We start from the raw sequence: 25,524 nt of genomic DNA on the forward strand, positions 1-25,524 counted from the left end.
CACGAGCGGGGTGCGGCGTCAGACCTCGTCGAGGTCCCGGCCGAGCCGGTCCTGCCGCCGGCGGGCCGCGTCGCGGGCCTGGTCCGGGGCCTGCGAGGCGCGGTTCCTCGCCTCGTCGCGGGCCCGGGAGGCGCGCTCGCGGGTCTCGTCCCTGTCACCCGCGGAGCCCTTGGCCCGGCTGGCCCGGTCGGCGAGGTCCTGCGCCTTGTCCTGGAACTGGTCCTTGATGCCCATGCGTTCTTCACTCCTGTTGTCAGTGAGGGGTTCGGGGCCTCGGTGAGGGTTGGTGCCCCGGTGGGGGGTTGGCGCCCCGGTGAGGCCCCGACCAGATTTACACGGGGGGATGAACCTCGCATTTCGATCAAGTACGCAGTGTCACCGCCGAGTCAGGAGCGGGGCGGCAGCGGCGGCCTGCGCCGGTCGGGTACGTCGTCGTAGCCGGGCGGCACCGCCGCCGGGTGCTGTTCGAGGAGGTCGAGCGCCACCCGTACCGCGTCGTCGAGCTGGGCGTAGCGGCCCTCCGCCCAGTCCAGCGGCGTGCGCAGGGCCTCGATGTCCGGTGCCACGCCGTGGTTCTCCACGCCCCAGCCGTACGCCTCGAACCAGCCCGCGTTCATCGGCACGGTGATCACCGTGCCGTCCCCGAGCGTGTGCCGTCCGGTCATGCCGACCACGCCGCCCCAGGTGCGCCGGCCGACGACCGGGCCGAGGCCGAGGAGTTTGAAGGCCGCGGTGATCATGTCGCCGTCCGACGACGTCGCCTCGTCCGCCAGCGCGACGATCGGGCCGCGCGGCGCGTTGGACGCGTACGAGACGGGCTGGGCGTTGCGCGTGATGTCCCAGCCGAGGATCTTCCTGGTCAGCTTCTCCACGACCAGTTCGCTGATGTGGCCGCCCGCGTTGCCCCGCACGTCCACGATGAGCGCGGGCCGGGAGACCTCAAGGCGCAGGTCGCGGTTGAACTGGGCCCAGCCGGAGCCGCCCATGTCGGGGATGTGCAGGTAGCCGCACTTGCCGCCGCTCAACTCCCGTACGACCTCGCGGCGTTTGGCGACCCAGTCCTGGTAGCGCAGGGGGCGTTCGTTGACGAGGGGGATGATGGCCACCCGCCGCGCGCGGCCCTCGCCCTCCGCGGGGATGAACGTCAGCTCGACCGTGGTGGCGCCGGCCGCCGTGAGCAGCGGGAAGGGGCCCGCCACGGGGTCGACGGGGCGGCCGTCGACGTGCGTGAGGACCGCGCCCTCGCGGATGCCCGAACCGGCGAGCGGTGAGCGCGCCTTGGAGTCGGAGGAATCGCCGGGCAGGATGCGCTTGACCATCCAGCCGCCGTCCCTGCGGACGAGGTCGGCGCCGAGCAGGCCCATCGCGCGCTGGTAGTGGGGCGGGCCCTCGTTGCGGCGGGCCGCGGAGACGTAGGCGTGGGAGGTGCCCAGCTCGCCGAGGACCTCCCGCAGCAGGTCGGCGAACTCGTCGGGGGACGCCACGCGTTCGACGAGCGGCCGGTACTGGTCGAGCACGGCGTCCCAGTCGATGCCGCACATGTCGGGGTCCCAGAAGTAGGAGCGGATGATCCGGCCCGCCTCGGCGTAGGACTGGCGCCACTCGGCGGCCGGGTCGACCTCGTGCAGGATGCGCCGCAGGTCGATCCAGACCGTGGTGTCGCCGTCGCCCGGCTCGGTGGAGGGCACGGCCGACAGGTCGCCCTCGTCGACGACGACCAGGCGGGAGCCGTCGCCGCTGAGGGCGAACCAGTCGAGGTGGTCGACGAGCTGCGACTTCTTCGCCTTGGCGATGTTGAAGTACTCCAGGGTCGGCCGCCCCGACATGTCGGCGGGGTTCACGAAGGTCTCGCCGAGCGCCCCGGAGATCGGCCAGCGCAGCCAGACGAGGCCGCCGCCGCTGACCGGCTGGAGCGCCGAGTACTTCGACGCGGCGACGGGGAAGGGCGTGACGCGCGATTCGAGGCCCTCGGTCTCCACGGTCGTCGTGCCGTCGCCCGCGCTGCCGTCGGACGGGTCGAGGCCGCCCGCCACCGGGCGCCCGTCGGGCAGCAGCGCGAAGGGCGAGGGCGTCGCCGACGACAGCGGTACGAGGTAGGGGCGGCAGCCGAGGGGGAAGGACAGGTCGCCGGTGTGCACGTCGTAGACGGGGTCGAAGCCGCGCCAGGAGAGGAAGGCGAGGTAGCGCCCGTCGCGGGTGAAGACCGGGTTCTCGTCCTCGAAGCGGCCGTTGGTGACGTCGACGACGGTATGGGCGCCGGGCCCCTTGACGCGGGCCAGCTTGATCTGGCGCAGGGAGCGCCCCACGCCGGGGTGCGACCAGGTCAGCCAGGCCCCGTCGGGGGAGAACGCCAGGTCGCGGACGGGCCCGTTGACGGATCTGATCAGCTCGGTGACCTCGGCGGGCTCCTCGTCGGGGGCGGCTTCGGCGGCCTGCTCGGCCGCGCGGACCTCGCCGACCTCGCGGAGCCCGCGGTTGAGGTCGGCGGCGCCGGCCTCGTCGGCCAGGGTGACGAGCAGCAGCCGGCCGTCGTCCGAGGCGACGGCGAGCCGCTCCCCCTCGGGGTCGGACACCATTTCGAGGACGCGGCCGAGGCCGCCGCTGACCGGCCTGCGCGGCGGCCGGACGCCGGTGGCGCGCGGCAGGTAGGCGATCTCGACGGAGTCCTCGCCCTCGGCGTCCGTGACGTAGGCGACCTGGCCGCCGGTGCCGAGCATCTCGGGGAGGCGGACCCGGACGCCCGGGGTGTCGGCGATGGTGCGGGCGGGGCCGTCACGGTGGGTCAGCCAGTACAGGCTGCCGCGTACGACGACGGCGCTCGCCCGGCCCGTCGCGTCCACGGAGAGCGCGTCGACGTGGCTCGCGGCCGGGACCTGGTAGACCCGCCGCCCGGCGCGCGGCCCGCCGAGCCGTACGTCGAGGCGGCGCGGCACGGAGTCGGCGGTGAGCGCGTCGACGAGCCAGATGTCGCCGGCGCACTGGTAGACGACGCGCGTGCCGTCGCTCGCGGCATGGCGGGCGTAGAAGGCGTCGTGGTCGGTGTGGCGCCGCAGGTCGGTGCCGTCGGGCAGGCAGGAGTAGAGGTTGCCGACGCCCTCGTGGTCGGAGAGGAACGCGATGCGCCCGGCCACGAACATGGGCGAGTCGAGGTGCCCTTCGAGGTGTTCGAGGATCTGCTCGCCGTGCATCCACAGGCGCCCCGTGGCCCCGCCGCGGTACCGCTTCCAGGCGGCGGGCTCGTGCGGCGGCTTGCCGGTGAGGAGCAGCGTCTTGCGCTCGCAGTCGCCGTCGGCGAGGGAGTCGGTGACGGCGATGTCGTGGACCGGGCCCCAGGGCAGTCGGCCGCCCGGGGAGCCGTCGAGGGGCACGTTGTAGGCCCAGCAGAGGTGCGAGAAGGGCTGGCAGTGCGAGGAGACGGCGAGGATGTCGCCGTCGGGGGACCAGCCGCAGACCCGGGTGTCGGAGCTGCCCCAGTAGGTCAGGCGGCGCGCGGGCCCGCCGTCCACGGGAGCCAGGTGGATCTCCGGGTCGAGGCTGCGCCAGGTCGTGTACGCGATGTGGCGTCCGTCGGGCGAGAAGCGGGGGTGGCCCACTTTGGTCCGGTCGACCGTGACCCGCCAGGCCCGGTCGGCCGGGGTGCCCCCGGGGGTGAGGGGGGCCACCCAGAGGTCGTCCTCGGCGGCGAAGCAGAGGCGGTCGCCGCTGAGGTGCGGAAATCGCAGGTAGGAGTGGTCGGCCTGGGCATCGTCGCGCTCGTCGGTCACCTCACCATGCTTTTCCGCGCGTAGGCCACCGGCAACTCGTGAACACGTATGAGTGCGGAAGCCGGTACACGCTGACGTGAGCTGACGTGACGGACGCGAGCCGACACCGGCCGACGCGAGCCGGCGTGACGGACGTGACCCAGCACACGTACGAAACCGTTTCGTTTCGATAGGGCAGGGCATACGATGCTGGAGTACGAAACCGTTTCGTTCGGAACAGGAGGCGACGACCATGGCTGAGGCGGCGACCGCGCGGCGCAGCAGGATCACGCCCGAGCGCGAGGCCGAGCTGTACGAGGCCGTGCTCGACCTGCTCCGCGAGGTGGGGTACGACGCGCTCACGATGGACGCCGTCGCCACCCGCACCCGCTCCAGCAAGGCCACCCTCTACCGCCAGTGGGGGAGCAAGCCGGAGCTGATCGCCAGAGCGCTGCGGCACAACAAGCCGGCGTCCCTCGCGGACATCGACACCGGTTCGCTGCGCGGCGACCTGAACGAGATGGTGGCCCGCTCGGACGACTGCCAGATGGAGCGGGACGCCGCGCTGATGCGGGGCCTGTTCCACGCCATCCACGACAACCCCGAACTCCACCGGGCGCTGCGGGACCTGCTCATCGAGCCGGAGCTGACCGGTCTGAGCGATCTGCTGCGCAGAGCGGTGGAGCGCGGCGAGGTCGCCGCGGACAATCCCGCGCTCGACTACGTCGTCCACATGATGGTGGGCGGCTTCGTCGCCCGTGACCTCATCGAGGACCGTCCGGTCGACCGCGCGTTCCTCGCCTCGTACATCGATGCCGTGATCCTCCCCGCCCTCGGCGTCTGACCCGCTCCCCGCCCCTTCCTGACGCGCACCTCCCCCACCGCCCGGAGCACGTGGGCGGTGTCCCCACACGTCGTCGGGCTCATCACCCCTGCCCTGCAGTCACCACGACCTGACCGGGAGTACGCCTCCGTGGCAACGTTCCTCTACAAACTCGGCAAACTTGCCTTCCGGCGACGGCACTTCGTCGCCCTGATCTGGGTGGCGCTGCTGGCCCTCGCCGGTGTCGGCGCGGCGTCCGCGCCCACCGCCACGTCCAGCAGCTTCTCCATACCCGGCACGGAGGCCCAGAAGGCCTTCGACCTCCTGGAGAAGCGGGCCCCCGAGGCGAGCGCCGACGGCGCGAGCGCCCGCGTCGTGTTCAAGGCGCCGGACGGCGAGAAGGTGACCGACCCGGCCAACAAGGCCGAGATCGACAAAACCGTCGCCGCCCTGAAGTCCGGGTCGGACCAGGTCGCCCGCGCGGACAGCCCCTTCGTGGCCAAGACGGTCAGCAAGGACGGCACCACGGCGTACGCCTCCGTCTCGTACAAGGTCACCTCCATGGAGCTGACCGACGAGGACCGCGACGCGCTGGAGAAGACCACCGACGAGGCGCGCGAGAGCGGGCTCACGGTCGAGGTCGGCGGTGACGCGCTACAGGCCATGCCGGAGACCGGGTCCACCGAGATCATCGGCATCGCCGTCGCCGCGGTCGTCCTCGTCATCACCTTCGGCTCGCTGATCGCGGCGGGCATGCCGCTGCTCACCGCGCTGATCGGCGTCGGCATCGGCGTCTCCGCCATCACCGCGCTCGCCGACGCCCTCGACCTGGGCACCACCACCTCGACGCTCGCCATGATGATCGGCCTCGCGGTCGGCATCGACTACGCCCTCTTCATCGTCTCGCGCTACCGCGGCGAACTCGCCGAGGGACGGGAGCGCGAGGAGGCCGCGGGCCGTGCCGTCGGCACCGCGGGCTCGGCCGTCGTCTTCGCCGGACTCACCGTGGTCATCGCGCTCGTCGGCCTCGCCGTGGTCAACATCCCGATGCTCACCAAGATGGGCTTCGCCGCGGCCGGCACGGTCGTCATCGCCGTCCTCATCGCGCTGACCCTGATCCCGGCGCTGCTCGGGTACGCGGGCAAGCGGGTCATGCCGACGGGCGCCAAGAGCAGGCTGTTCGGCGGCGGCAGGAAGAAGGACGGGGCCGCCGGCGCCTCCGCCGAGCCGAAGCCCAACCTGGGCACCCGCTGGGCCCGCTTCGTGGTGCGCCGCCCGATCGCCGTGCTGCTCGTCGGCGTCGTGGGCCTCGGCGCCGCCGCCGTCCCGGTCGCCCAGCTGGAGCTCGGCCTCCCCGACGACGGCGCGCAGCCGACGTCCACCACCCAGCGCAAGGCGTACGACCTGGTCTCCGAGGGCTTCGGCCCCGGCTCCAACGGCCCGCTGATGGTGGTCGGCGACCTGAAGGGCGCCAAGGACCCGAAGGCCGCCGCCCGGCACATCACCAAGACGATCTCCGGCCTCGACGACGTGCGGGCCGTGGCCCCGCCGATGCTCACCAAGGCGGGCGACACCGCGATCGTCAGCGTCGTACCGTCCTCCAAGCCCAGCGGCATCGAGACCGAGAACCTCGTCCACGCGATCCGCGACGCGGGCCCCGGGATCACCTCCGCCACGGGCGCGGAGATCATGGTCACCGGCACCACGGCCATGAACATCGACGTGTCGCAGAAGCTCAACGACGCCCTCGTGCCCTACCTGGCACTGGTCGTGGGCCTCGCGTTCCTGCTCTTGATCGTCGTCTTCCGCTCGATCCTGGTCCCGCTCAAGGCGGCCCTCGGCTTCCTGCTCTCGGTGCTCGCGGCCCTCGGCGCGGTCGTCGCGGTCTTCCAGTGGGGCTGGCTCGGCGCGCTCTTCGGCGTGGAGCAGACCGGACCGGTCATGTCGATGATGCCGATCTTCATGGTGGGCGTCGTCTTCGGCCTCGCGATGGACTACGAGGTGTTCCTCGTGACCCGCATGCGCGAGGCGTACGTCCACGGGGAGCGGCCCGGCCAGGCGGTCGTGACCGGATTCCGGCACGGGGCCCGGGTGGTCTCGGCGGCGGCCGTCATCATGATCGCGGTCTTCGCGGGCTTCATCGGCTCCAGCGAGCAGATGGTGAAGATGATCGGCTTCGGACTCGCGATTGCGGTCTTCTTCGACGCCTTCGTGGTCCGCATGGCCCTCGTACCCGCCGTCCTCGCGCTGCTCGGCAAGAAGGCGTGGTGGCTGCCGCGGTGGCTGGACCGCGCGCTGCCGAACGTCGACGTCGAGGGCGAGGGGCTGCGCACGGCGGACGAGCGCGACCCGGACGGCGACCGGCAGCCGGCCCTCGTCTGACGGCGCGGGAGAGCAGGGCCCTCAGCGGGTGACCGGGGTGACGGCCGCGTAGGTGCGGCGCAGGAAGCGGATGAGCGCCGACGCGTCGAACTGGACGACCGTCACCCCGTCGCCCGCGTGGTGTTCCACGATCGTCTGGACCCGGCCGCAGGGCCAGATGTGCACGTCACCGGCGGTGACGGGGGCCCGGAGTCCCTGTTCGAGCAGCTGCCGGGCGAAGGTCCACTCATGACCGCCGGGGAGGCCGATCCGCACCGCGTGCGGGTCGGCCTCCGCGTCGTACCGCAGCAGGACGGGGACGGCGCGGTGGCCCTCGGAGGAGTCCGTGACGAGATGGGCGCGTGCGTACTGCTCGACTGCGGACATCACTGGGCTCCTCGACGGGGCGCTTCTCTGGCGTTCCTTTTCTTCTGTTTCCCCACCCAATGTCCCATATCTACGGCGATTCGCCCCGCCGGAAAAGCGGAACGCGTCCCTCGGATGTGGCCGCACCGGGGCCCGTGGAGCGGCTTCGATCCGAAGACGGCGAGGGTGGTACGGCAGGGAATCGGCGGTGCGGGACCGCTGTTGACCTGGACATGGATGACATGAGGGGCGGTACGCGGCGGATGTCCGGCGAAGCGCACGGCGCGGTGGCCATGGGCTCTCCTGCCACGGGCGTGCACGGCACGGTGGCCGCCGGGTTCGAACCGGTCAGGGACGCCTTCGCGCGCAACTTCGCCGAGCGCGGGGAGCGCGGCGCCGCCGTCACGGTCTACCGCGACGGGCGCAAGGTCGTCGACCTGTGGGGCGGCGCGAAGGACGTCGACGGGGACCCGGCGGCCGGGGACGCCCCGTGGGAGCAGGGCACCGCGCAGATCATCCGCTCGGCGACCAAGGGCGTGGCGGCGGCCACGCTGCTCCTGCTGCACCAGCGCGGCGAACTCGACCTGGACGCCCCGGTCGGCGCCCACTGGCCGGAGTTCACGGCGCGCGGCAAGGAGCGCACCCTCGTCAGGCACCTGCTCGCGCACCGCGCCGGAGTGCCCGCACTCGACCACCCCCTGACCCCGGCCGAGGCGCTGGACCCGGACCTCGCGGCGGCGGTGGTCGCGGCGCAGGCCCCGTTCTGGGAGCCGGGCACCGACCACGGCTACCACGCCCAGACCTACAGCTGGCTCATCGGCGAGACGGTGCGGCGCGTGACCGGGCGGGGCGTCGGGGAGTGGATCGCGGCCGAGATCGCCCGGCCGCTCGGCCTCGACCTGTGGGTCGGACTCCCGGCGGCGGAGGCGGCGCGGGCCGGCCGGGTGGGCGGCATCGAACCGCCGGCCGCGGCGGGCGGCCTCCGGGTGCGGCCGCGGCGGAACGTGGCGGAGGCGTACGCCGACCCCGACTCCCTGACCCGCCGCGCCTACGGCGCGGTCACCGCGGCCACCGGGAGCGCGGAGCTGTCCCGCCCCGACGAGAACGACCCGGCCTACCGGGCGGCGGCCCTGGCGGGAGCCAACGGGATCGCCACGGCGGAGGGCCTCGCCCGCTTCTACGCCTCGCTGATCGGTGACGTGGACGGCGGCGGGCGGCTCTTCACGCCGGAGACGGTCGAGCTGGCCCGCGCCGAGGAGTCCTCGGGCCCGGACCGCGTCCTGGTCGTCCCGACCCGCTTCGGCCTCGGCTACATGCTGCACGGCGGCGCCTCCCCGCTCCTGGCCCCCGGCTCCTTCGGCCACCCCGGCAGCGGCGGCGCCCTCGGCTTCGCGGACCCGGAGTCGGGCCTCGCCTTCGGCTACGTCACCAACGGCATGGCCAAGGGGGTCACGGCCGATCCGCGCGCCCAGGCGCTGGTGCGGGCGGTGCGGTCCGCCGTCGGCCGGATGCGGATGTCCTGACCCGCCGCAGGACGAGCAGCCCGCCGACGCCGGGCACGAGGGCGAGCCACCGGGCGCCGGGCGCGACGTCCTGGAGCATCCAGGTGGCCGCGACGGTGACCAGGTAGGCCGTGCCGTGCAGCGGGCCGAGGAGCGCGGAGGCGGCCGGGGCGTGGACGGTCACGAGGTTGAGCAGCAGCAGGGCGAGCGAGGCGGCCTCGACGGCCGCGGCGGCGCGGAGCGTACGCATGGTGCTCACACCCCCGTGGTGGAGCCGGGCCGGACGATCATCAGTACCGTGACGGTCGCCCAGAGCAGGTTGAAGACCCCGGTGAGCATGGTCAGCCTGGCGGCCGTGGCGCGGGCGGCCCCCGGTTCCCCGTCCACGGCGAGCAGGCGCCGCTGGCCGGGCAGGATCGCCGTGGCCAGCAGGCCGGCGGCGAGCGCGGTCAGTATCAGCGAGGCGATGAGCCAGGCGTCGCCGAGCACGCCGAGCTGGGCCGCGGTGGCGATGCCGAACACGGGCACGGCGAGCCCGGCGACCGCGTAGCCGCGGCAGACGCGGTGCAGCAGCGCGGCGACCCCGACGGCCCGTTCGCTCCTGCCGTCCAGCGCCTGGAGCGCGTAACGCGGAAACATCGACGCGGCCACGGTGATCGACCCGACGGCGAGGATCGCCGCGAGCACGTGGACGGACAGGAGCAGCTTGGTCACGGGGCCCTCCGGGCGGGACGTACGCGTGGGCGCGCGGCGGAAGCACGGGATGCCTCGGCCGGCGCATGCATATGTTGGCTACCAATACATACACTGCCTACGGGTGCGTTGTGTAGGCTGCCTACCCATGAAGGCGGATGCGGTGCGAGGGCACCTGGACGGACTGCTGCTCGCGGTGCTCGAACCCGGCCCGCTGCACGGGTACGCGATCATCGCGGCGGTGCAGCGCCGCAGCGGCGGCGCGCTCGAACTGCGTACGGGCACGATCTACCCGGCGCTCAACCGCCTGGAGCGGCTCGGCCTGCTGAGCAGCAGCTGGGAGTCGGCGGCGGGGGAGCGGCGCCGCAGGGCGTACGAACTCACCGACGCTGGGCGGGCCACGCTGGCCGGGGAGCGGGCGGCGTGGGCGGAGTTCACGGAGGCGATCGGCGCGGTCCTGAACCCGGCCCCGCGGCCGGGCCTCGCCACATGAGCGCGGCGGCGCCCCGGGACCCCATCGAGGGGCACGTGGCGGAGCTGAGGGTGGCACTGCTGGGCCCGCCGAAGGCCAAGTCCCGGCTCCTTGAGGAGATGCGGGGCGGCCTCCTGGACACGGCGGCGGCCCACGCGGAGGCCGGTCTGCCGGAGGCGGAGGCGGCCCGCCTCGCGGTACGGGACTTCGGCACGGTCGAGGACCTGGTCCCGGCCTGCCAGCGGGAACTGACGATCGCTCAGGCGCGGCACACGGCCCGTACGGTCGCGCTGACGGCACCGTTCCTGCTCGCCTGCTGGTATCTGGCCCGGGGCGACCTGCTCTGGCAGCGACTGGCGACGCACCTGACCCTGGTCGCCACGCTGGGGGCACTGCTGGCGGCGACGGCCCTGGCCGCCACGGGCCCCCTGGCCCGGCGGCTGCCCACGCCGCACGGCCTGCCGCGGGCGGTGGCCTGGACGGGCACGACGGCGAGCGGGGCCATGGCGGTGGCGACGCTCTCCCTGACGATCGCCGCGGCCCTGGCCACGAACTGGCCCCTCCTGGCGGCGGCGGGCGCCCTGTCCGCGGCCACCCACGCGATAGTGGCGACCTCGGCCCGGGCCTGCCGCCGCTGCGTGGGCCGGGGCCCGCACCTCACGGAGCCGCTGCGCGGCTGAGCCCGGGGGCGACCGGGCGATACGGCCGCCCGGCCCTCGCCTGTTCAAGATCCCTCAGCCGAGACCTGCCTCACCCGTCCAGAACCTCTCCGGACAGAACACCTAGCCCGCGTGGAGCATCAAGCCGATACCCGTCACCATCAGGCCCGCAGCCACCAGCCTCGGGGCTCCGAAGCGTTCCTTGAAGAAGAGGGCGCCTATTGCCGCGCCGACGATGATCGAGGACTCCCTGAGGGCGGAGATCGGGGCCAGTTCCGCTCTGGTCTGGGCCCAGAGGACCAGGCCGTAGGCCGCTACGGAGAGCGCCGCGCCCAGGAGGCCCACCGCCGCGAACGGGCGCAGGCGCGGGACGAGTTCGCCGCGCAGGCGCCACGCCGCGTACAGCGGGATCGCCAGGCCCTCCAGGATCATCAGCCACGCGATGTAGCCCATCGAGGCCCCCGAGGCCCGGACGCCGAGTCCGTCCACCACCGTGTACGCGGCGATCGAGACGCCCGTGGCCAGGGCCGCGGTGAGCGCCGGCCAGTCCGGGCGGCGCCCCGAACCCCGTATGCCCCACAGCGCGAGGCCCGTCAGGCCCGCGCACGAGACCGCCACGCCCGCCGCCTGCCAGCCGTCGGGGACCTCGCCCGCGAAGACCGCCGCGAGGACGGTGACGACCAGCGGGGCCGTGCCGCGCGCGATGGGGTACGCCTGGCCGAAGTCGCCCAGCTTGAAGGAGCGCATCAGCAGGGCGTAGTAGCCGACGTGCAGGGCCGCCGAGAGGAGCAGGTACGGCCAGGCCCCGGCCGCGGGGAGCGGGACGAAGGGGGTGAGGAGGGCGCCTATCAGCAGGCCGCCGCCGGAGATCAGCGTGAAGCCGACCAGCTTGTCGGTGATGTGGTGGGCTATCGCGTTCCAGCACGCGTGCGTGACGGCGGCCAGCAGGACCGCCGACGCCACGAGGGGGGTCACTCGGACGTCTCGCGCACGTCCACCAGCGTGGCGCCCGCGTGGGCGATCAGCGCCTTGGGAGAGGTGGGGAAGACCGCGTAGGGGGTACCGGCCGCCGCCCACACCTCGTCGTGGGCGAGGAGCGAGCGGTCGGCGAGGACACGGGTCCGGTTCGCGTGGCCGAAGGGCGGTACGCCGCCGATCGTGTAACCCGTCGTCTCCTTGACCACGTCCGCCTTGGCCCGGGTGACCTTCTCCGCGCCCAGCTCCCTGCGCACCAGCTCCAGGTCGACGCGGGACGCGCCGTCCATCAGGACCAGCACCGGCACGCCGTCCGCCGCGAAGATCAGGGACTTGCAGATCTGGCTCAGCTCGCAGCCGACGGCGGCCGCGGCCTCCTGTGCGGTACGGGTCTGCTCGGGGAAGCGGCGGACCCGGCCGAGCAGCTCGGCCAGGCCCAGTTCCCGCAGGGCGGCGGCGAAGCGGGGGTGCGCCGGGGACTCGGGTTCAGTAGCGCTCATACCCCGCACGCTAGCGGTCCGTGTACCGGACACGCGACCGCGTATCCAGGTGGTGGACGCACGGTCCCCGCCCGCCGGGGCCCGGCTCTCAGCCGCCCGCCAGCAGCATCGCCCGCACCAGGGGCCCCGCCGAGTCGCCGCCGTGGCCGCCCTGCTGGACGACCGCCGCCGACGCCAGGTCGCCCCGGTAGGCGGTGAACCAGCCGTTGGGCTTCTTCTGGCCGTCGACCTCCGCCGAGCCGGTCTTGGCGCCCGTGTCGGAGCCGAGGCCCGACATCGGCTCGGCCGCCGTACCGGCCACCGCCGTGTAGTGCATCAGCTCCCGCAGCCCCGAGAGCGTGGCGCCGGACATCTTGCGCGGCGCCGTCGCCAGTTCGCGGTCGTCGACGTCGGGCGAGACCAGGTAGGGCTGCTTGAAGGTGCCGGACTTCACCGTCGCCGCCACCGACGCCATGTTCAGCGGGTTCATCCGCACCCCGCCCTGTCCGATCAGCGAGGCGGCCATCTGGGCGTCGCTCTGCACCGGCACCGCGCCGTCGAAGGTCGGCACGCCGATCGACCAGTCGTCGCGGCCGAGCCCGAAGACCTCCTGCGCCTGCCTGGTCAGGGAGTCGTTCTCCAGCTTCTTGGCCCGGGTGATGAACGCCGTGTTGCAGGAGCGCGCGAAGCTCGCCTTGAACGTGCCGTTCTTGATCTGGAACTTGTCGTCGTTCTGGAACTTCCACCCCCCGTACGTCGCGTACTTGGGGCACGGGTGCTTCTTGTCGACCCCCGCGAGCTTCTTCTCCAGGAGCATCGACGCGCTGACGACCTTCATCGTCGAGCCGGGCGCCAGCGACCCCTGGAAGGCCACGTTGAACCCGGTGGGGTTGGAGTTGGCGGCGGCCAGGATCTCGCCGGTGCTCGGCTTGACGACCACGACCGACGCCCGCTGCCGCTCGGCCGTCTCGCGCTCGGCCGCGGCCTGGAGCGAGGGGCTGAACGTGGTCTTCAACGTGCCGGGCGTACCGGGCGAGAGCGTCAGGAGCGTCTTGTCGGGCGCCGACTCGGAGTCGTCCTCACCCGCCTTCTTCTTCGCTCCCGCCGAACCGGCCGCCCCGGTGGACTTCTCCTCGTCCGCCCGCACCACCCGCAGCTCGACGCCCGCCCTGCCGCCCGCCTTCTTGCCGTACTTCTCCCGCAGCCCGTCCAGGACCGTGCCGAGCGAGGGGTACTCGGCCGCCGTCAGCTCGCCGCCGTCCCGGTCCACCGCCTTGATCGGCGGGTCGCCCGCCTCGCCCGTGACCAGGCGGTCGCCCTCCTTCAGCTCCGGGTGCACCACGGAGGGCCGCCAGCCGACCAGCGTCCTGCCGTCGCTCTTGCTGCGGACCACCGTCAGTTCGGACTCGTAGGCGAAGGGCTTGCTCCTGCCCTTGTACGCGACTGTGGCCGCCGCCTTGAACGGCACGTCGGCGCCCGAGCGCCTGCCCGGGGTCAGCTCGGTGTCCGTGAAGTGCCCGTCCTCGCGGAACGAGGTCAGGGCCCTCTTCGCCGCCGCACGGTCGTCCGTGAGCGCCGCGGCCCCGGCCACGTCCCCCTCGGCCCACGCCGCGAGGAACTTCCGGGCGGTCGTACGGACCTCCGCCGGCGTCGGCGGCCCCGTGGCCACCTGCTTGTCGTCGGTGTGCGACCCGTCCGCCCCGCCGGACAGCGCGAACGCCGCGGCCCCCACCCCGCACACGACGACGGCCGCCGCCCCGCCGATCACGACGGGGTGCACTCTGCCGTTCCCGATGCTGACGCCCTTGCGCTCGCTGGCGCGCCTCCGCTTGCCCACAAACCCTCCGCTGTTCCCCGAAGCCCCAGCCCCCGGCTCCTCGATCGAAGCCCACCTTAGAGCCGTACGGGGAGGCCCTTGACCACTTCACCGCCCGGCCGGACGGCCTTCGGGCGGACCCTCTACCCTGCGCGCAGTACGTCCGCGACGATCGGGCCCGCCGCGTCGCCGCCGTGGCCGCCGCGCTGCGTCATCGCCGCCGCGGCGACATCGCCCCGGTAGCCGGTGAACCAGCTGTCGGACTTCCGCCGGCCGTCCACCTCCGCCGAGCCCGTCTTCGCGCCGGTGTCCCCGCCGAGCGACGCCATGACGCGCGCCCCGGTGCCCCGCACCGCCGTGCGGTGCATCATCTGCCGCAGCTGGGCGGCCGTGGACGCCTTCAGCCCGTCGGCGGTGGCCAGTTCGCGGCCGTCGAGCGAGCGCGGCACGATCACCGGCTGCCGGAACGCCCCGGTCTTCGCCGTCGCCGTCACCGACGCCAGCGCCAGCGGGCTCATCTGGACCTGGCCCTGGCCGATGGCGTTGGTCGCGCGGTCGGGGCCGGGCGAGGCGGGCACGGAGCCCTCGAAGGACGGCAGACCGACCTTCCAGTCGCCCCTGCCGAGCCCGAACTTGTCCTGCGCCTCCTCGGTGAGGGAGGAGTCCGTGACGCCGTCCTCGTCGATGAGCTTCACGAACGCGGTGTTGCAGGAGCGCGCGAAGTCCTCGGCGAACGTGGCGGACTCGTTCGGCGCCAGCCCCTTGAGGTTGCCGATCGTCTGGCTCTGCCAGGTCGCGGTCGGCGGGCAGGGCGCGGTGCCGTCCGCCGTGGTGACCCCCTTGTCGATGAACATCGCCGCCGTGACGATCTTCATGGTCGAACCGGGCATCACCTTGGCCTCGAACGCCGCGTTGAAGGCGTCCCCGCGGTTGTTGGCGACCGCGAGCACCTCGCCGGTGCTCGGCTTCAACGCCACCACGGACGACTCGTCGTACCGCAGGACCGCCCGCTCGGCGGCCCTCTGCACGCCCGCGCTGAGCGTCGTGCGCAGCGTGCCCGGCTTGCCCTTCGAGAGGGTGAGCAGCGTGCGGGCGGCCCCCTCGGAGCCCTCGCGCCGCACGTACAGCTCCACGCCGGGGGTGCCGCCCGCCTCGTCCCCGTACCGCCGCCGCAGCTCGTCGATGAGCGGGCCGAGCGAGGGGTGGTCCTTCTTGCGCAGGACGGTGCCCGCGCGGTCCACGGCCTGGACGGGCGGGGTGGGCGCCTCACCCGTGGCCAGGGACTCCCCCTTCTCCAGGGAGGGGTGGACCACCGACACCCGCCAGTCGACGAGGGCGCGCCCCGTGGTCTTCCGGCGCACCACGGTCAGCTCGGATTCGTAGCTGAGCGGCTTGCTCTTGCCCCGGTACGCGACCGTGGCCGACACGGTGAACGGGACCCGCGCGCCGGACGCCCGCTTCGGGGTGATCCTCACCTTCGTCAGGTGCGCGTCCTCGCGGTAGCCGGTCAGGGCCGCCCCGGCCGGCGCGGAGTCGTTCGTGTACCCGGCGGCCTGCCGTGCGTCCCCCTCCGCCCACGCGGCGAGGAAGTTCCGCGACGTCTCGCGGACCTCGGCGTCGGACGGCGGCCCCGTCCGCACCTCGCCACCGCCCTCACCGCTCGGCCCGGCGGCGGAACCCCCGTCGTCGGAGAAACCGCTCACCAGGCTGAACGCGCTGTAGCCCGCGCCCCCCACCATGACGACGAAGACACCGCCGACCAGTGCGACCTTGACCCCTTTGCGCATGACTGCGCCCCCTCCCCAGGAGCCTTTCCGAAGTGAGTTCGGAAAGGGCATACGCGCCCGACCTTATGGGGCGGGAGAGAAACACGGGCCGGCCGTTATCCGAAGGTGTCCGTATCGAGCCGTGCGGATCAGACCCAGGTGTCGAGCCACATCCGCGACCGCCAGGAGTCGATGGGAATGGCCGTGCCGGTGTAGATCGGCCAGAAGTAGATGAAATTCCAGAAGATCAGCAGGACCAGGACGCCCGAAGCGGCGGCGCCCACGACCCGGCGCCGCTCGCCGGAGCCCGGCGGGCCGAGGACCGCGCCGATCAGCATCGCGAGCGCCAGGCAGAGGAACGGCACGAAGACGACCGCGTAGAAGTAGAAGATCGTCCGCTCCTGGTAGAAGAACCAGGGCAGATAGCCCGCGAGCACTCCGCACAGGATCGCGCCGGCCCGCCAGTCGCGCCGGAACGCCCACCGCCACACGACGTAGAGCAGCGCGAACGCCGCCGCCCACCACAGCAGCGGCGTGCCGAGCGCGAGGACCTCGCGGGCGCACTTCTCCGTGGTGTCCGCCGGGCAGCCGTCGCGGCCGGGCGCAGGGGACTCGTAGAAGTACGAGACGGGCCTGCCGTCGACGATCCAGCTCCAGGGGTTGGACTGGTAGGTGTGCGGCGAGGACAGGCCCACGTGGAACTCGTACACCGCGTGCTCGTAGTGCCACAGGCTGCGCACCCAGTCCGGCAGCCACGTCCAGTTCCCGCCCCGCCCGGCCGTCGCCGCCCAGTCGCGGTAGTAGCCGCCCGAGCCGTCCGTCGGCGAGAGAATCCAGCCGAGCCAGGACACGACGTACGTGGCGACGGCCACCGGCACCGTCGACACGAACGCCGGGAGCACATCGCGCCGCAGGACCGCGCGGTAGGGCCGCACCGCCCCGGCGACACGGCGCGCCCCGACGTCCCAGAAGACCGTCATCAGGCAGAGGAAGACCATCACGTACAGGCCGTTCCACTTGGTCCCGAAGGCCAGGCCGAGGCAGAGCCCCGCCGCCCACCGCCACGGCCGCGGGCCGAGACGCAGCGTCTCCGCGACGTACGCGTCCGGGCGCACGATCCCGTCCTCGTCGAGCGGCAGCGCGGCGGCGAGCCGCGCCCGCGCCCTGTCCCGGTCGATCAGGAAGCACCCGAAGGCGGCCAGCACGAAGAACATCAGCACCTGGTCGAGCAGCGCCGTCCTCGACATCACGAAGTGCAGGCCGTCCACCGCGAGCAGCGCGCCCGCCAGGCAGCCGAGGAACGTGGAGCGGAACAGCCGCCGCCCGATCCGGCACAGCATCAGGACGGACAGGGTGCCGAGCACCGCCGTCATGAACCGCCAGCCGAACGGGTCGAAGCCGAACAGCCACTCGCCGGCGCCGATCACGTACTTGCCGACCGGCGGATGCACCACGTACGCCGCGTCGTGCGGAATGGCGATGCCGCCGCCCTGCCGCAGCACGTCGTCGTTGATCTTCTCCGGCCAGTTGACCTCGAAGCCGCGGTGGATCAGCGCCCAGGCGTCCTTCGCGTAGTACGTCTCGTCGAATATCACGGCCTTCGGACTGCCGAGGTTCCAGAACCGCGTCACCCCGGCGACCAGCGTGATCAGCAGCGGCCCCAGCCAGGCCGACCGGCGCACCAGCTTGGCCGCGCCCGCCTCGGACACCCCGAGCGCCGCCCACAGCCGGGGACCCGGCTCGGTGTACGGGGGCACGAGCCGCGCCCCGACGTCCTCACCGGGCCGCGCCACGTGCCCGAATCGGCGCAGCCGCCGCTGCCACGAGAGCTGCTGCTCCTCGGCCTGCTGGCCCTCGCGGGTGTCCGGGGAAGACGCGGTACTGGTCACCGCGCCATCGTAGGGAACCCGACTGTGCGAGTCCCGCTCGCAGGCCCTGCGAGGATGGATACGTGACAGGAAGCGCAGATTCCCCCGGAACCCTCGTCCTGGCGGGCACGCCCATCGGCGACGTCGCCGACGCCCCGCCGCGCCTCGCCGCCGAGCTGGAGGCGGCCGACGTCGTCGCCGCCGAGGACACCCGGCGGCTGCGCCGGCTCACCCAGGCGCTCGGCGCGCAGGTCGGCGGGCGTGTCGTGTCCTACTTCGAGGGCAACGAGTCGGCGCGCACGCCCGAACTCGTGGAGGCCCTCGCGGGCGGCGCGCGGGTGCTCCTGGTGACGGACGCGGGGATGCCCTCGGTCTCCGACCCCGGCTACCGCCTGGTCGCGGCGGCCGTGGAGCGCGACATCCGCGTGACGGCCGTACCCGGCCCCTCGGCGGTGCTCACCGCGCTCGCCCTCTCCGGCCTGCCCGTCGACCGCTTCTGCTTCGAGGGCTTCCTGCCGCGCAAGGCCGGCGAACGGCTCGCGCGCCTGAAGGAGGTCGCCGACGACCGCAGGACGCTGGTCTACTTCGAGGCGCCGCACCGCATCGACGACACGCTCGCCGCGATGGCCGAGGCGTTCGGCGGCGAGCGCAGGGCGGCTGTCTGCCGCGAGCTGACCAAGACGTACGAAGAGGTCAAGCGGGGCCCGCTGAAGGAACTCGCCGAGTGGGCCGCCGACGGAGTGCGCGGCGAGATCACTGTCGTCGTCGAGGGCGCCCCCGAGAAGAGCGCCGCCGAACTGGGCCCCGACGAGCTGGTGCGCAGGGTGCGCGTGCGCGAGGAGGCGGGGGAGCGGCGCAAGGAGGCGATCGCCGCCGTCGCCGCGGAAGCCGGCCTTCCCAAACGCGAGGTCTTCGATGCGGTCGTGGCGGCAAAGAATGCGGATCGGAGCGGCCCATCGGAGGGCAAAGGACTATCGTGAAAGGCAAAGCGTGAGCCGCGCACCAGGCATTCTTGCCATGAAATAGTTAAATCGGCTCCAATGCTCGACAGGCTTGATGCGCCGGCTCGGGGAAAAGCGTCCACTGGTCGAGGGGACGCACCCGTTCCCAGGCTGCCGGGTCCAGGGCAGGGCCCGCATCCCCGGCAGTGCTTGTCCCCCGGGCAAGAGGAGCACTGGCATGAGTGACATCGCGGAATCCGGCCACCCCACCACGGCGCTCGACGTCGGTCACGAGTCGTACGCCTTCGCCTGCATGGGCTGCGGGCACGGCTGGGAACAGTCGTACGAGATCGAACACCATGTGGACGGCAAGGGGCAGCAGTTCGTGAGGTACATGGCGGACGGACGGCACGTGCCGTCGCCGCTGTCCCGCCCGACGTGCCTGAACTGCGGTGGCCATGTCGTGCGGATCATGCGGGCGGGGCAGGTGTCCTCGGTGCTCGACTGCATGCGGCGGCAGCGGGAGAGGGGCGGCGGCGGGGCCGCCGGGCCGGCCGCCGTGGCCGAACCGGCCGCGGCCCCGGCCGCCGAGGGGGCCGGGGGTTCCGAGGGGCGGGAGCGGCAGCGGCGTCCTCAGGGGCATCACTGGCACCTGTCGGATCTGCTGCATCCCTTCGCCCACCGCAAGGGGCAGTGAGTCCTCCGCTCCGGGGCTCGGGCGGCTTCGCGGGCCGTGGGGCTCAGGGCTTCGCAGGACGCAGGGCTTCGCAGGACGCAGGGCTTCGCAGGATTCAGGGCTTCGTAGGATCGGGGCATGCCTTCGAAGAACGCCGACGTACCGCCGCCCCTGCCCGCACCGCTCCGGGTGGCGGTCGCCGACTCCCACACCCACCTCGACATGCAGGCGGGCACGGTGGAGGAGGGCCTCGCCAAGGCCGCGTCGGTCGGGGTCACCACGGTCGTCCAGGTGGGCTGTGACGTACGGGGCTCGCAGTGGGCGGCGCGGACCGCCGCCGAGTACGAGAGCGTGCACGCCGCCGTCGCCCTCCACCCGAACGAGGCGCCCCGCATCGTCCTCGGCGACCCCGACGGCTGGTCGCGGCAGGGCGCGCGCGAGGCGGGCGGCGACGCCGCGCTCGACGAGGCGCTCGCCGAGATCGACCGGCTCGCCGCGCTGCCGCACGTCAAGGGCGTCGGCGAGACCGGCCTCGACTACTTCCGTACGGGCCCCGAGGGCATGGCCGCCCAGGAGCGGTCCTTCCGCGCCCACATCGAGATCGCCAAGCGGCACGGCAAGGCCCTCGTCATCCACGACCGCGAGGCGCACGAGGACGTCCTCAGGGTCCTGAAGGAGGAGGGCGCCCCCGAGCGCACCGTCTTCCACTGCTACTCCGGTGACGCGGCGATGGCCCAGGTCTGCGCCGAGCACGGCTACTTCATGTCCTTCGCGGGCAACGTCACGTTCAAGAACGCGCAGGGGCTGCGGGACGCCCTGGCCGTCGCCCCGCTGGAACTCGTCCTCGTGGAGACGGACGCGCCCTTCCTGACGCCGGCGCCGTACCGCGGACGGCCCAACGCGCCATATCTCATTCCGGTCACGCTGCGCGCGATGGCCGAGACGCGGGGCATCGACGAGGACGCCATGGCCGCGGCCGTCTCGGCGAACACGGCGCGCGCCTTCGGTTACTGACGGCGCGGTCACGTCCGGGCCGGTTCGTTACGAACTGTAGCGGTATGACTTTGGAGAGTCACGGCGGCTCCGCTAGGTTCTGTGCGCCCGTCCGGACCTCTGGAGCGTCATCGTGAGCAATTCGTCGCCGTATGAGCCCTGGCCGTATGGGTCGTACGCGCCGTACCCGTCGTACCCGTCGTACCCGTCGTACCCGTCGTACCCGTCGTACCCGTCGTATGGGTCGTATGGGTCGTATGGGTCGTATGGGGAGGGTGAGGGGGGCTCCGGGTACGGAGGTCCCCGCGACGTGGCGCCGCATGACGCGCCCACGGAAGGGGCCCTGCCCCGGCAGCGCGCCGGGCGGGCCGAGACCCGGCGGGCGGCGCGGCGGCGGCGGACCACCTGGGGGGTGGGGAGTCTCGGGGGTTTCGGGGTCTCTCCCGGCGGTTCGTCCACCGCCCGGAGCGAGCCGCTGCGGCGCCTCGTGCCGCAGGCCCTCGTGGTCGCCTTCCTCGCGGGCGGGACCTCCGCGTTCGTCGCGAACGACAAGGCCGTGCTGCTCAGCGTCGACGGCGAACCCCGCTCGCTGCACACCTTCGCGGACGACGTGGGGGAACTCCTCGCTGAGGAGGGGCTCGGCGTGGGCGCCCACGACATCGTCGCGCCCTCCTCGGCGACGGCCCTGGCCAGCGGTGACGAGATCGCCGTCCGGTACGGCCGGCCCGTCGGGCTCACGCTCGACGGTGAGCGGCGCGAGGTGTGGACCACGGCGCGCACGGTGGACGGCGCCCTGCGGCAGCTCGGGGTGCGGGCGGAAGGGGCGCACCTGTCGACCTCCCGCGGCCGGCGCATCGGCCGGCAGGGCCTCGAACTCGCGGTCCGCACCGAGCGCACCGTCACGATCATGGCGGACGGGCGGGAGCGGACGATCCGTACGAACGCGGCGACCGTGCGGGACGCGGTCGCGGAGTCCGGGGTGACACTGCGGGGGCAGGACACGACGTCGGTCGCGCCGGACAGCTTTCCCCGTGACGGGCAGACGGTCACCGTCATGCGGATCACCGGGTCGAGGGAGACCCGGGAGGAGGTGATCCCCTTCGACGTGGAGCGGACCGAGGACCCGACGTTGTTCCGCGGCACGGAGGTCGTGGCGCAGCCGGGGCGGCTCGGGGTGCGGCGGGTGACGTACGCGGTGCGGACGGTGAACGGGGTGCGGCAGCGGCCGCGGCTGATCGGCTCGGAGGTCGTTCGGGAGCCGCAGCGGCAGATCGTCAAGGTGGGGACGGGGCGGCAGCCGGATTCCGTGGCCGGGGCGGACGGGCTGAACTGGGGGGCGTTGGCCCGGTGCGAGTCGGGTGGGCGGCCGGGGGCGGTGGACGCGTCCGGTACGTATGGGGGGCTGTACCAGTTCGACACGCATACGTGGCGGTCTCTCGGGGGGTCGGGTCGGCCGCAGGACGCGTCGGCGCCGGAGCAGACGTATCGCGCGAAGAAGCTGTACGTGCGGCGGGGCGAGAGCGCGTGGCCTCACTGCGGCCGGCGCCTCCACGGCTGACGCCCGGGGGGTGCGGGCGGTGGTCGTGCCGGTCGCTGGGCCTTTGGCTCGGGTCGGTTTGGTCGTGCCGGTCGTTGGTTCTTCGGCTCGGGTCGGTTTGGTCGTGCCGGTCGTTGGTTCTTCGGCTCGGGTCGATTTGGTCGTGCCGGTTGCTGGTTCTTTGGCTTGGGTTTGTTTGGTCGTGCCGGTCGTTGGTTCTTTGGCTTGGGGCTGTTTGGGGCGTGCCAGTCGTCGGTTCCTTGTTCGGGTTGTGCCCGGTTGCTGGTTCTTCGGCTCGGGTCTGTCGGGGCGTGCCGGTTCGTGGGGGTGCCTCGCTGGTCTTTGGGGGCGGGGCCGCGCCGGTATGTCCGTCCTCGCTATCGCCTGCGTGACCGGAGGGCCGCTTCGGGGCTGCGGAGCCGTGCGTGCCGTGCTCCGGGCGGACATACCGACACGTCCCCTCCGGTATCGACCCGGCCCGCCCACGCCGCGACGGCTTGCTCTCACGGCTCCCTCGCCCATGCGTCACCGCGGAGCAACGGGGCGGGTGGATGGGATCAGGGGGTACCCGGCAGAGGTCTTGGCGGGGGTAGGGGGTGAGGAGGTGGGGCGAGGCCCAGGGGCCAGGGACCGTAACCTGGGGGCGTGAGCACAGAGCACGGCGACCTCCTCGGCCCCGCCGACATCCGCGAACTGGCCGCTGCCCTCGGCGTACGCCCGACCAAGCAGCGCGGCCAGAACTTCGTCATCGACGCCAACACCGTCCGCCGCATCGTCCGCACCGCGGACGTCGGCCCGGACGACGCGGTCGTCGAGGTCGGTCCGGGCCTCGGTTCCCTGACGCTGGCCCTGCTGGAGACCGCGTCCCACGTCACCGCCGTGGAGATCGACGACGTACTCGCGGGCGCGCTCCCCGCGACGATCGAGGCCCGCCTCCCGCACAAGGCCGGCGCCTTCGACCTGGTGCACAGCGACGCCATGCTGGTGAGCGAGCTGCCGGGGCCCGCCCCGACCGCGCTCGTCGCCAACCTCCCGTACAACGTCGCCGTCCCCGTACTGCTGCACATGCTCGACACCTTCCCGAGCATCGAGCGCACCCTCGTGATGGTGCAGGCCGAGGTCGCCGACCGGCTCGCCGCGGGGCCCGGCTCGCGGGTGTACGGGGTGCCGTCGGTGAAGGCGAACTGGTACGCCGAGGTGAAGCGCGCCGGTTCCATCGGGCGGAACGTGTTCTGGCCCGCCCCGAACGTCGACTCCGGCCTCGTGTCGCTGGTGCGGCGCGCCGAGCCGGTCAAGACCAGCGCGTCCAAGCGCGAGGTCTTCGCCGTCGTCGACGCCGCCTTCGCGCAGCGCAGGAAGACGCTGCGGGCCGCCCTGTCCGGCTGGGCCGGCTCCGCCGCGCGGGCCGAGGCCGCCCTGGTCGCCGCCGGCGTCTCGCCCCAGGCGCGCGGCGAGGCCCTGACGGTGGAGGAGTTCGCGCGTATCGCCGAGCACAAGGAGGCCGCCGCGTGAGCGTGACGGTGCGGGTCCCCGCCAAGGTCAACGTCCAGCTCGCCGTGGGCGCCGCCCGCCCCGACGGCTTCCACGACCTCGCCAACGTCTTCCTCGCCGTCGGGCTCTACGACGAGGTCACGGTCACCCCCGCCGACGAGCCGCGGATCACCTGCGAGGGGCCTGGCTCCGACCAGGTGCCGCTGGACCGCACGAACCTCGCCGCCCGCGCCGCCGGCCTGCTCGCCGAGCGGCACGGGATCGGCGGGGCGGTCCACATCCACATCGCCAAGGACATTCCCGTCGCCGGCGGCATGGCGGGCGGCAGCGCGGACGCCGCGGGCTCGCTCGTGGCGTGCGACGCGCTGTGGGGCACCGGGGCCACGCGTGAGGAACTGCTCGGCCTCTGCGCCGAGTTGGGCAGCGACGTGCCGTTCAGTCTCGTCGGCGGAGCCGCGCTCGGGACCGGGCGGGGCGAGAAACTGGAGCCCATGGAGGTCGGAGGCGACTTCCACTGGGTGTTCGCCGTGGCCGACGGAGGGCTCTCCACGCCCGCCGTGTACCGCGAGTTCGACCGGCTCACCCCGGCCGCCCCGGCCCCCGAGGCGTCCCCCGCGCTGCTCGAAGCCCTGCGCAAGGGCGACGTCGAGGCCCTCGCCGCCTCGGTCGCCAACGACCTCCAGCCCGCGGCGCTCTCCCTGTTCCCCTCGCTCTCGGAGACCCTCGCCGCGGGCACGGCGGCCGGCGCCCTGGCCGCGCTGGTGTCGGGGTCCGGGCCGACGACGGCGTTCCTCACGGCCGACGCCGCGTCCGCGCGCACCGTGGCCGACGCCCTCACCACCTCCGGCACCTGCCGCGCGGCACGGGTGGCGGACTCCCCGGCCCCGGGCGCCACCCTGCTCTGAGGGTCCGCGTACTCAGGCGCACATCTGAGTACGTGCGCGCTGACGCCCCGGCCGGCGGCGCGCGAACGTACGTACATGGGATCAAGCGTTCGCGAACTGGCCGAGAAGACGCCCGCCGGGCGCGACCGGTACATCGACCTGCTGCGCGTCGCCTCGCTCGGCACGGTCGTCGCCGGGCACTGGCTGATGGCGGCCGTGACCGTCGGCGACGACGGCCGCACCGAGGTCGGCAACCTCCTCGCCGTCGTGCCCGGCCTGCAGATCCTCACCTGGGCACTCCAGATCATGCCGGTGTTCTTCTTCGTCGGCGGCTTCTCCCACGCCCTGTCCCACCGCTCGCTCAGCCGCGGGTCCGAGGGCCCCGCCGCCTACTCCGCCTTCCTCCGGGCCCGCCTCCAGCGGCTGCTGCGGCCCACCATGGTCTTCATCGGGGTGTGGGGCGCGGTCGCGCTGGCGCTGCAACTCCTCGGGCAGGGCGGCGGACTCCTCGACGTGGCGTTGCGACTCGTCGCGCAGCCGCTGTGGTTCATCGGCGTCTACCTGGCGATGGTCGCCCTCACCCCGCCGCTGCTGCGGCTGCACGAGCGGTGGGGCTGGGGCGCCTTCGGGGCGCTCGTGGCGGCAGCGGGCGCGGTCGACGTGGCACGCTTCGCGCTCGGCGTCCCGTACGTGGAGTTCCTGAACTTCGCCTTCGTCTGGCTCGCGGTGCACCAGCTCGGCTTCCTGCGCGCGGACGGCAGGCTGCGGATGCCGTCCGCCCTGGCCGGTACGGGGCTCGCGGGCGCCGCGCTGCTCGTCGCCCTCGGCCCGTACCCCCTCTCCATGGTCGGCATGCCGGGCGAACGCGTATCGAACATGGCGCCGCCCACCTTCGCCCTCCTCTGCCACGGCCTGTGGCTGGTCGGCGCCGTGGAACTGCTGCGCGGGCCGGTGACCCGGTGGCTGGCGCGACCGCGGGTGTGGCGCGGCGTGGTCGCGGCCAACGGCGTCTCCATGACCGCGTTCCTCTGGCACCTGACGGCGATGCTCGGCGTGTACGGGGCGCTGCTCGCCCTCGGCGTCCCGCTGCCGGAGCCCGCGAGCGCGGCCTGGTGGGCGCAGGCGCCCCCGCGGATGGCCGCGGCCGCGGCTCTGACGGCGGTGCTCGTCGCGGCCTTCCGCCGCTTCGAACGGCCTGGGGCGGCGCGGGAGCCGGACGCGCCGGGCCGGGTCTCCGGACGCGCCGCGGCGGTCGGCGTCACGCTCTGCCTGTTCGGGGTGCTCGGTCTGTCGATGGTCGGCTTCGGCGGGCTCCTCGAAGGGCGTACGGCGACCCTGGTCGCCGTCCACGTGACGGCGCCGGCGGCGGTGGCGATGGTGCTCGTGGGGTGGCTGCTGGTGGAGCGGGCGCCCCGAGGTCGACGGGCCGCCTCCCGGGGCGACTACGCTTGAGGATCGATCGATCCCCCCTGTCAGGAG

22 protein-coding genes are annotated in these 25,524 nt (G+C 73.3%); 12 read left to right on the plus strand and 10 right to left on the minus strand.

The genetic code is table 11. From position 1 onward, the window contains the following. Window positions 1–18: 18 nt before the first annotated feature. Together AB0I16_RS18035 and AB0I16_RS18040 are read right to left on the minus strand one after the other, a co-directional pair. Complete coding sequence (locus AB0I16_RS18035; protein ID WP_363250366.1) at window positions 19–234, minus strand: hypothetical protein; 216 nt, start codon at window positions 232–234, stop codon at window positions 19–21. A gap of 152 nt (window positions 235–386) precedes the next feature. Then, window positions 387–3,764, minus strand: coding sequence for a S41 family peptidase (locus tag AB0I16_RS18040; protein WP_363250367.1), 3,378 nt, complete (start codon window positions 3,762–3,764; stop codon window positions 387–389). Window positions 3,765–3,996: 232 nt separating this feature from the next. Here AB0I16_RS18040 and AB0I16_RS18045 point away from each other — a divergent pair, with 232 nt between their 5' ends. Together AB0I16_RS18045 and AB0I16_RS18050 are read left to right on the plus strand one after the other, a co-directional pair. After that, window positions 3,997–4,587, plus strand: coding sequence for a TetR/AcrR family transcriptional regulator (locus AB0I16_RS18045; protein ID WP_363250368.1), 591 nt, complete (start codon window positions 3,997–3,999; stop codon window positions 4,585–4,587). Between the two features lie 129 nt (window positions 4,588–4,716). After that, window positions 4,717–6,948, plus strand: a complete 2,232-nt coding sequence (locus AB0I16_RS18050) for an MMPL family transporter (protein ID WP_363250369.1) — start codon at window positions 4,717–4,719, stop codon at window positions 6,946–6,948. Between the two features lie 21 nt (window positions 6,949–6,969). Here the strand turns inward: AB0I16_RS18050 and AB0I16_RS18055 are convergent, their stop codons facing one another. After that, complete coding sequence (locus AB0I16_RS18055) at window positions 6,970–7,314, minus strand: SsgA family sporulation/cell division regulator (RefSeq protein WP_363250370.1); 345 nt, start codon at window positions 7,312–7,314, stop codon at window positions 6,970–6,972. A gap of 272 nt (window positions 7,315–7,586) precedes the next feature. Between AB0I16_RS18055 and AB0I16_RS18060 the strand changes: the two genes are divergently transcribed. Further along, window positions 7,587–8,816, plus strand: coding sequence for a serine hydrolase domain-containing protein (locus AB0I16_RS18060; protein WP_363250449.1), 1,230 nt, complete (start codon window positions 7,587–7,589; stop codon window positions 8,814–8,816). Here AB0I16_RS18060 and AB0I16_RS18065 read toward each other — a convergent pair. Together AB0I16_RS18065 and AB0I16_RS18070 are read right to left on the minus strand one after the other, a co-directional pair. Further along, entirely contained in the window at window positions 8,743–9,045 is a 303-nt protein-coding gene (locus tag AB0I16_RS18065; RefSeq protein WP_363250451.1) for a hypothetical protein, read from the minus strand. The two genes, AB0I16_RS18060 and AB0I16_RS18065, sit on opposite strands and share 74 nt — an antisense overlap. Before the next feature lie 5 nt (window positions 9,046–9,050). Continuing rightward, a complete protein-coding gene (locus AB0I16_RS18070; RefSeq protein ID WP_363250371.1) occupies window positions 9,051–9,509 on the minus strand; it encodes a hypothetical protein in 459 nt (152 codons plus the stop codon). A 127-nt stretch (window positions 9,510–9,636) separates the two neighbouring features. On the opposite strand from AB0I16_RS18070, the gene AB0I16_RS18075 reads away from it, so the two are divergent. Further along, window positions 9,637–9,981: a helix-turn-helix transcriptional regulator gene (locus tag AB0I16_RS18075; RefSeq protein ID WP_363250372.1), complete on the plus strand. Its 345-nt coding sequence runs from the start codon at window positions 9,637–9,639 to the stop codon at window positions 9,979–9,981. Beyond that, on the plus strand, window positions 9,978–10,640 hold the full coding sequence (locus AB0I16_RS18080; protein ID WP_363250373.1) for a permease prefix domain 1-containing protein: 663 nt from the start codon (window positions 9,978–9,980) through the stop codon (window positions 10,638–10,640). Before AB0I16_RS18075 ends, AB0I16_RS18080 begins: the two co-directional genes overlap by 4 nt. A 102-nt stretch (window positions 10,641–10,742) precedes the next feature. Here the strand turns inward: AB0I16_RS18080 and AB0I16_RS18085 are convergent, their stop codons facing one another. From AB0I16_RS18085 to AB0I16_RS18105, 5 genes are all read right to left on the minus strand, one after another. Continuing rightward, window positions 10,743–11,594, minus strand: coding sequence for a DMT family transporter (locus AB0I16_RS18085; protein WP_363250374.1), 852 nt, complete (start codon window positions 11,592–11,594; stop codon window positions 10,743–10,745). Beyond that, window positions 11,591–12,094 (minus strand): YbaK/EbsC family protein, encoded by a 504-nt coding sequence (locus AB0I16_RS18090; protein ID WP_363250375.1) that lies wholly within the window; start codon window positions 12,092–12,094, stop codon window positions 11,591–11,593. The genes AB0I16_RS18085 and AB0I16_RS18090 overlap by 4 nt, the downstream gene beginning before the upstream one ends. An 88-nt stretch (window positions 12,095–12,182) precedes the next feature. Then, complete coding sequence (locus AB0I16_RS18095) at window positions 12,183–13,910, minus strand: penicillin-binding transpeptidase domain-containing protein (protein ID WP_363250376.1); 1,728 nt, start codon at window positions 13,908–13,910, stop codon at window positions 12,183–12,185. A 122-nt stretch (window positions 13,911–14,032) separates the two neighbouring features. After that, a complete protein-coding gene (locus AB0I16_RS18100; RefSeq protein WP_363250377.1) occupies window positions 14,033–15,676 on the minus strand; it encodes a penicillin-binding transpeptidase domain-containing protein in 1,644 nt (547 codons plus the stop codon). Between the two features lie 128 nt (window positions 15,677–15,804). Continuing rightward, complete coding sequence (locus AB0I16_RS18105; protein ID WP_363250378.1) at window positions 15,805–17,544, minus strand: phospholipid carrier-dependent glycosyltransferase; 1,740 nt, start codon at window positions 17,542–17,544, stop codon at window positions 15,805–15,807. 62 nt (window positions 17,545–17,606) lie between these two features. Here AB0I16_RS18105 and rsmI point away from each other — a divergent pair, with 62 nt between their 5' ends. The 7 genes from rsmI to AB0I16_RS18140 all read left to right on the plus strand — a co-directional run bounded on the left by rsmI (window position 17,607) and on the right by AB0I16_RS18140 (window position 25,497). Next, a complete protein-coding gene (rsmI, locus tag AB0I16_RS18110; protein WP_363250379.1) occupies window positions 17,607–18,503 on the plus strand; it encodes a 16S rRNA (cytidine(1402)-2'-O)-methyltransferase in 897 nt (298 codons plus the stop codon). 199 nt (window positions 18,504–18,702) lie between these two features. Further along, entirely contained in the window at window positions 18,703–19,161 is a 459-nt protein-coding gene (locus tag AB0I16_RS18115) for a hypothetical protein (RefSeq protein ID WP_363250380.1), read from the plus strand. 117 nt (window positions 19,162–19,278) lie between these two features. Beyond that, window positions 19,279–20,154, plus strand: coding sequence for a TatD family hydrolase (locus AB0I16_RS18120; protein ID WP_363250381.1), 876 nt, complete (start codon window positions 19,279–19,281; stop codon window positions 20,152–20,154). Between the two features lie 289 nt (window positions 20,155–20,443). Next, window positions 20,444–21,691 carry a ubiquitin-like domain-containing protein gene (locus AB0I16_RS18125; RefSeq protein WP_363250382.1) on the plus strand — a complete coding sequence of 416 codons (1,248 nt, stop codon included), beginning with the start codon at window positions 20,444–20,446 and terminating at the stop codon, window positions 21,689–21,691. Window positions 21,692–22,315: 624 nt separating this feature from the next. Continuing rightward, window positions 22,316–23,182, plus strand: coding sequence for a 16S rRNA (adenine(1518)-N(6)/adenine(1519)-N(6))-dimethyltransferase RsmA (gene rsmA / locus AB0I16_RS18130; protein ID WP_363250383.1), 867 nt, complete (start codon window positions 22,316–22,318; stop codon window positions 23,180–23,182). Beyond that, the gene (locus AB0I16_RS18135) at window positions 23,179–24,066 is read left to right on the plus strand and encodes a 4-(cytidine 5'-diphospho)-2-C-methyl-D-erythritol kinase (RefSeq protein WP_363250384.1); all 888 of its coding nucleotides are present in this window, start codon (window positions 23,179–23,181) and stop codon (window positions 24,064–24,066) included. The genes rsmA and AB0I16_RS18135 overlap by 4 nt, the downstream gene beginning before the upstream one ends. A gap of 75 nt (window positions 24,067–24,141) precedes the next feature. Next, on the plus strand, window positions 24,142–25,497 hold the full coding sequence (locus AB0I16_RS18140; RefSeq protein ID WP_363250385.1) for an acyltransferase: 1,356 nt from the start codon (window positions 24,142–24,144) through the stop codon (window positions 25,495–25,497). Window positions 25,498–25,524: the final 27 nt, after the last annotated feature.

Source organism: Streptomyces sp. NPDC050703 (assembly GCF_040654435.1).
GTDB lineage: Bacteria > Actinomycetota > Actinomycetes > Streptomycetales > Streptomycetaceae > Streptomyces.

Bases quoted from the DNA above. Each gene is read 5' to 3' on its own strand.
- AB0I16_RS18035 (WP_363250366.1), bottom strand. From the start codon at position 234: ATGGGCATCAAGGACCAGTTCCAGGACAAGGCGCAGGACCTCGCCGAC.
- AB0I16_RS18045 (WP_363250368.1), top strand. From the start codon at position 3,997: ATGGCTGAGGCGGCGACCGCGCGGCGCAGCAGGATCACGCCCGAGCGC.
- AB0I16_RS18055 (WP_363250370.1), bottom strand. From the start codon at position 7,314: ATGTCCGCAGTCGAGCAGTACGCACGCGCCCATCTCGTCACGGACTCC.
- AB0I16_RS18060 (WP_363250449.1), top strand. From the start codon at position 7,587: ATGGGCTCTCCTGCCACGGGCGTGCACGGCACGGTGGCCGCCGGGTTC.
- AB0I16_RS18065 (WP_363250451.1), bottom strand. From the start codon at position 9,045: ATGCGTACGCTCCGCGCCGCCGCGGCCGTCGAGGCCGCCTCGCTCGCC.
- AB0I16_RS18075 (WP_363250372.1), top strand. From the start codon at position 9,637: ATGAAGGCGGATGCGGTGCGAGGGCACCTGGACGGACTGCTGCTCGCG.
- AB0I16_RS18080 (WP_363250373.1), top strand. From the start codon at position 9,978: ATGAGCGCGGCGGCGCCCCGGGACCCCATCGAGGGGCACGTGGCGGAG.
- AB0I16_RS18090 (WP_363250375.1), bottom strand. From the start codon at position 12,094: ATGAGCGCTACTGAACCCGAGTCCCCGGCGCACCCCCGCTTCGCCGCC.
- AB0I16_RS18100 (WP_363250377.1), bottom strand. From the start codon at position 15,676: ATGCGCAAAGGGGTCAAGGTCGCACTGGTCGGCGGTGTCTTCGTCGTC.
- AB0I16_RS18115 (WP_363250380.1), top strand. From the start codon at position 18,703: ATGAGTGACATCGCGGAATCCGGCCACCCCACCACGGCGCTCGACGTC.
- AB0I16_RS18120 (WP_363250381.1), top strand. From the start codon at position 19,279: ATGCCTTCGAAGAACGCCGACGTACCGCCGCCCCTGCCCGCACCGCTC.
- AB0I16_RS18140 (WP_363250385.1), top strand. From the start codon at position 24,142: ATGGGATCAAGCGTTCGCGAACTGGCCGAGAAGACGCCCGCCGGGCGC.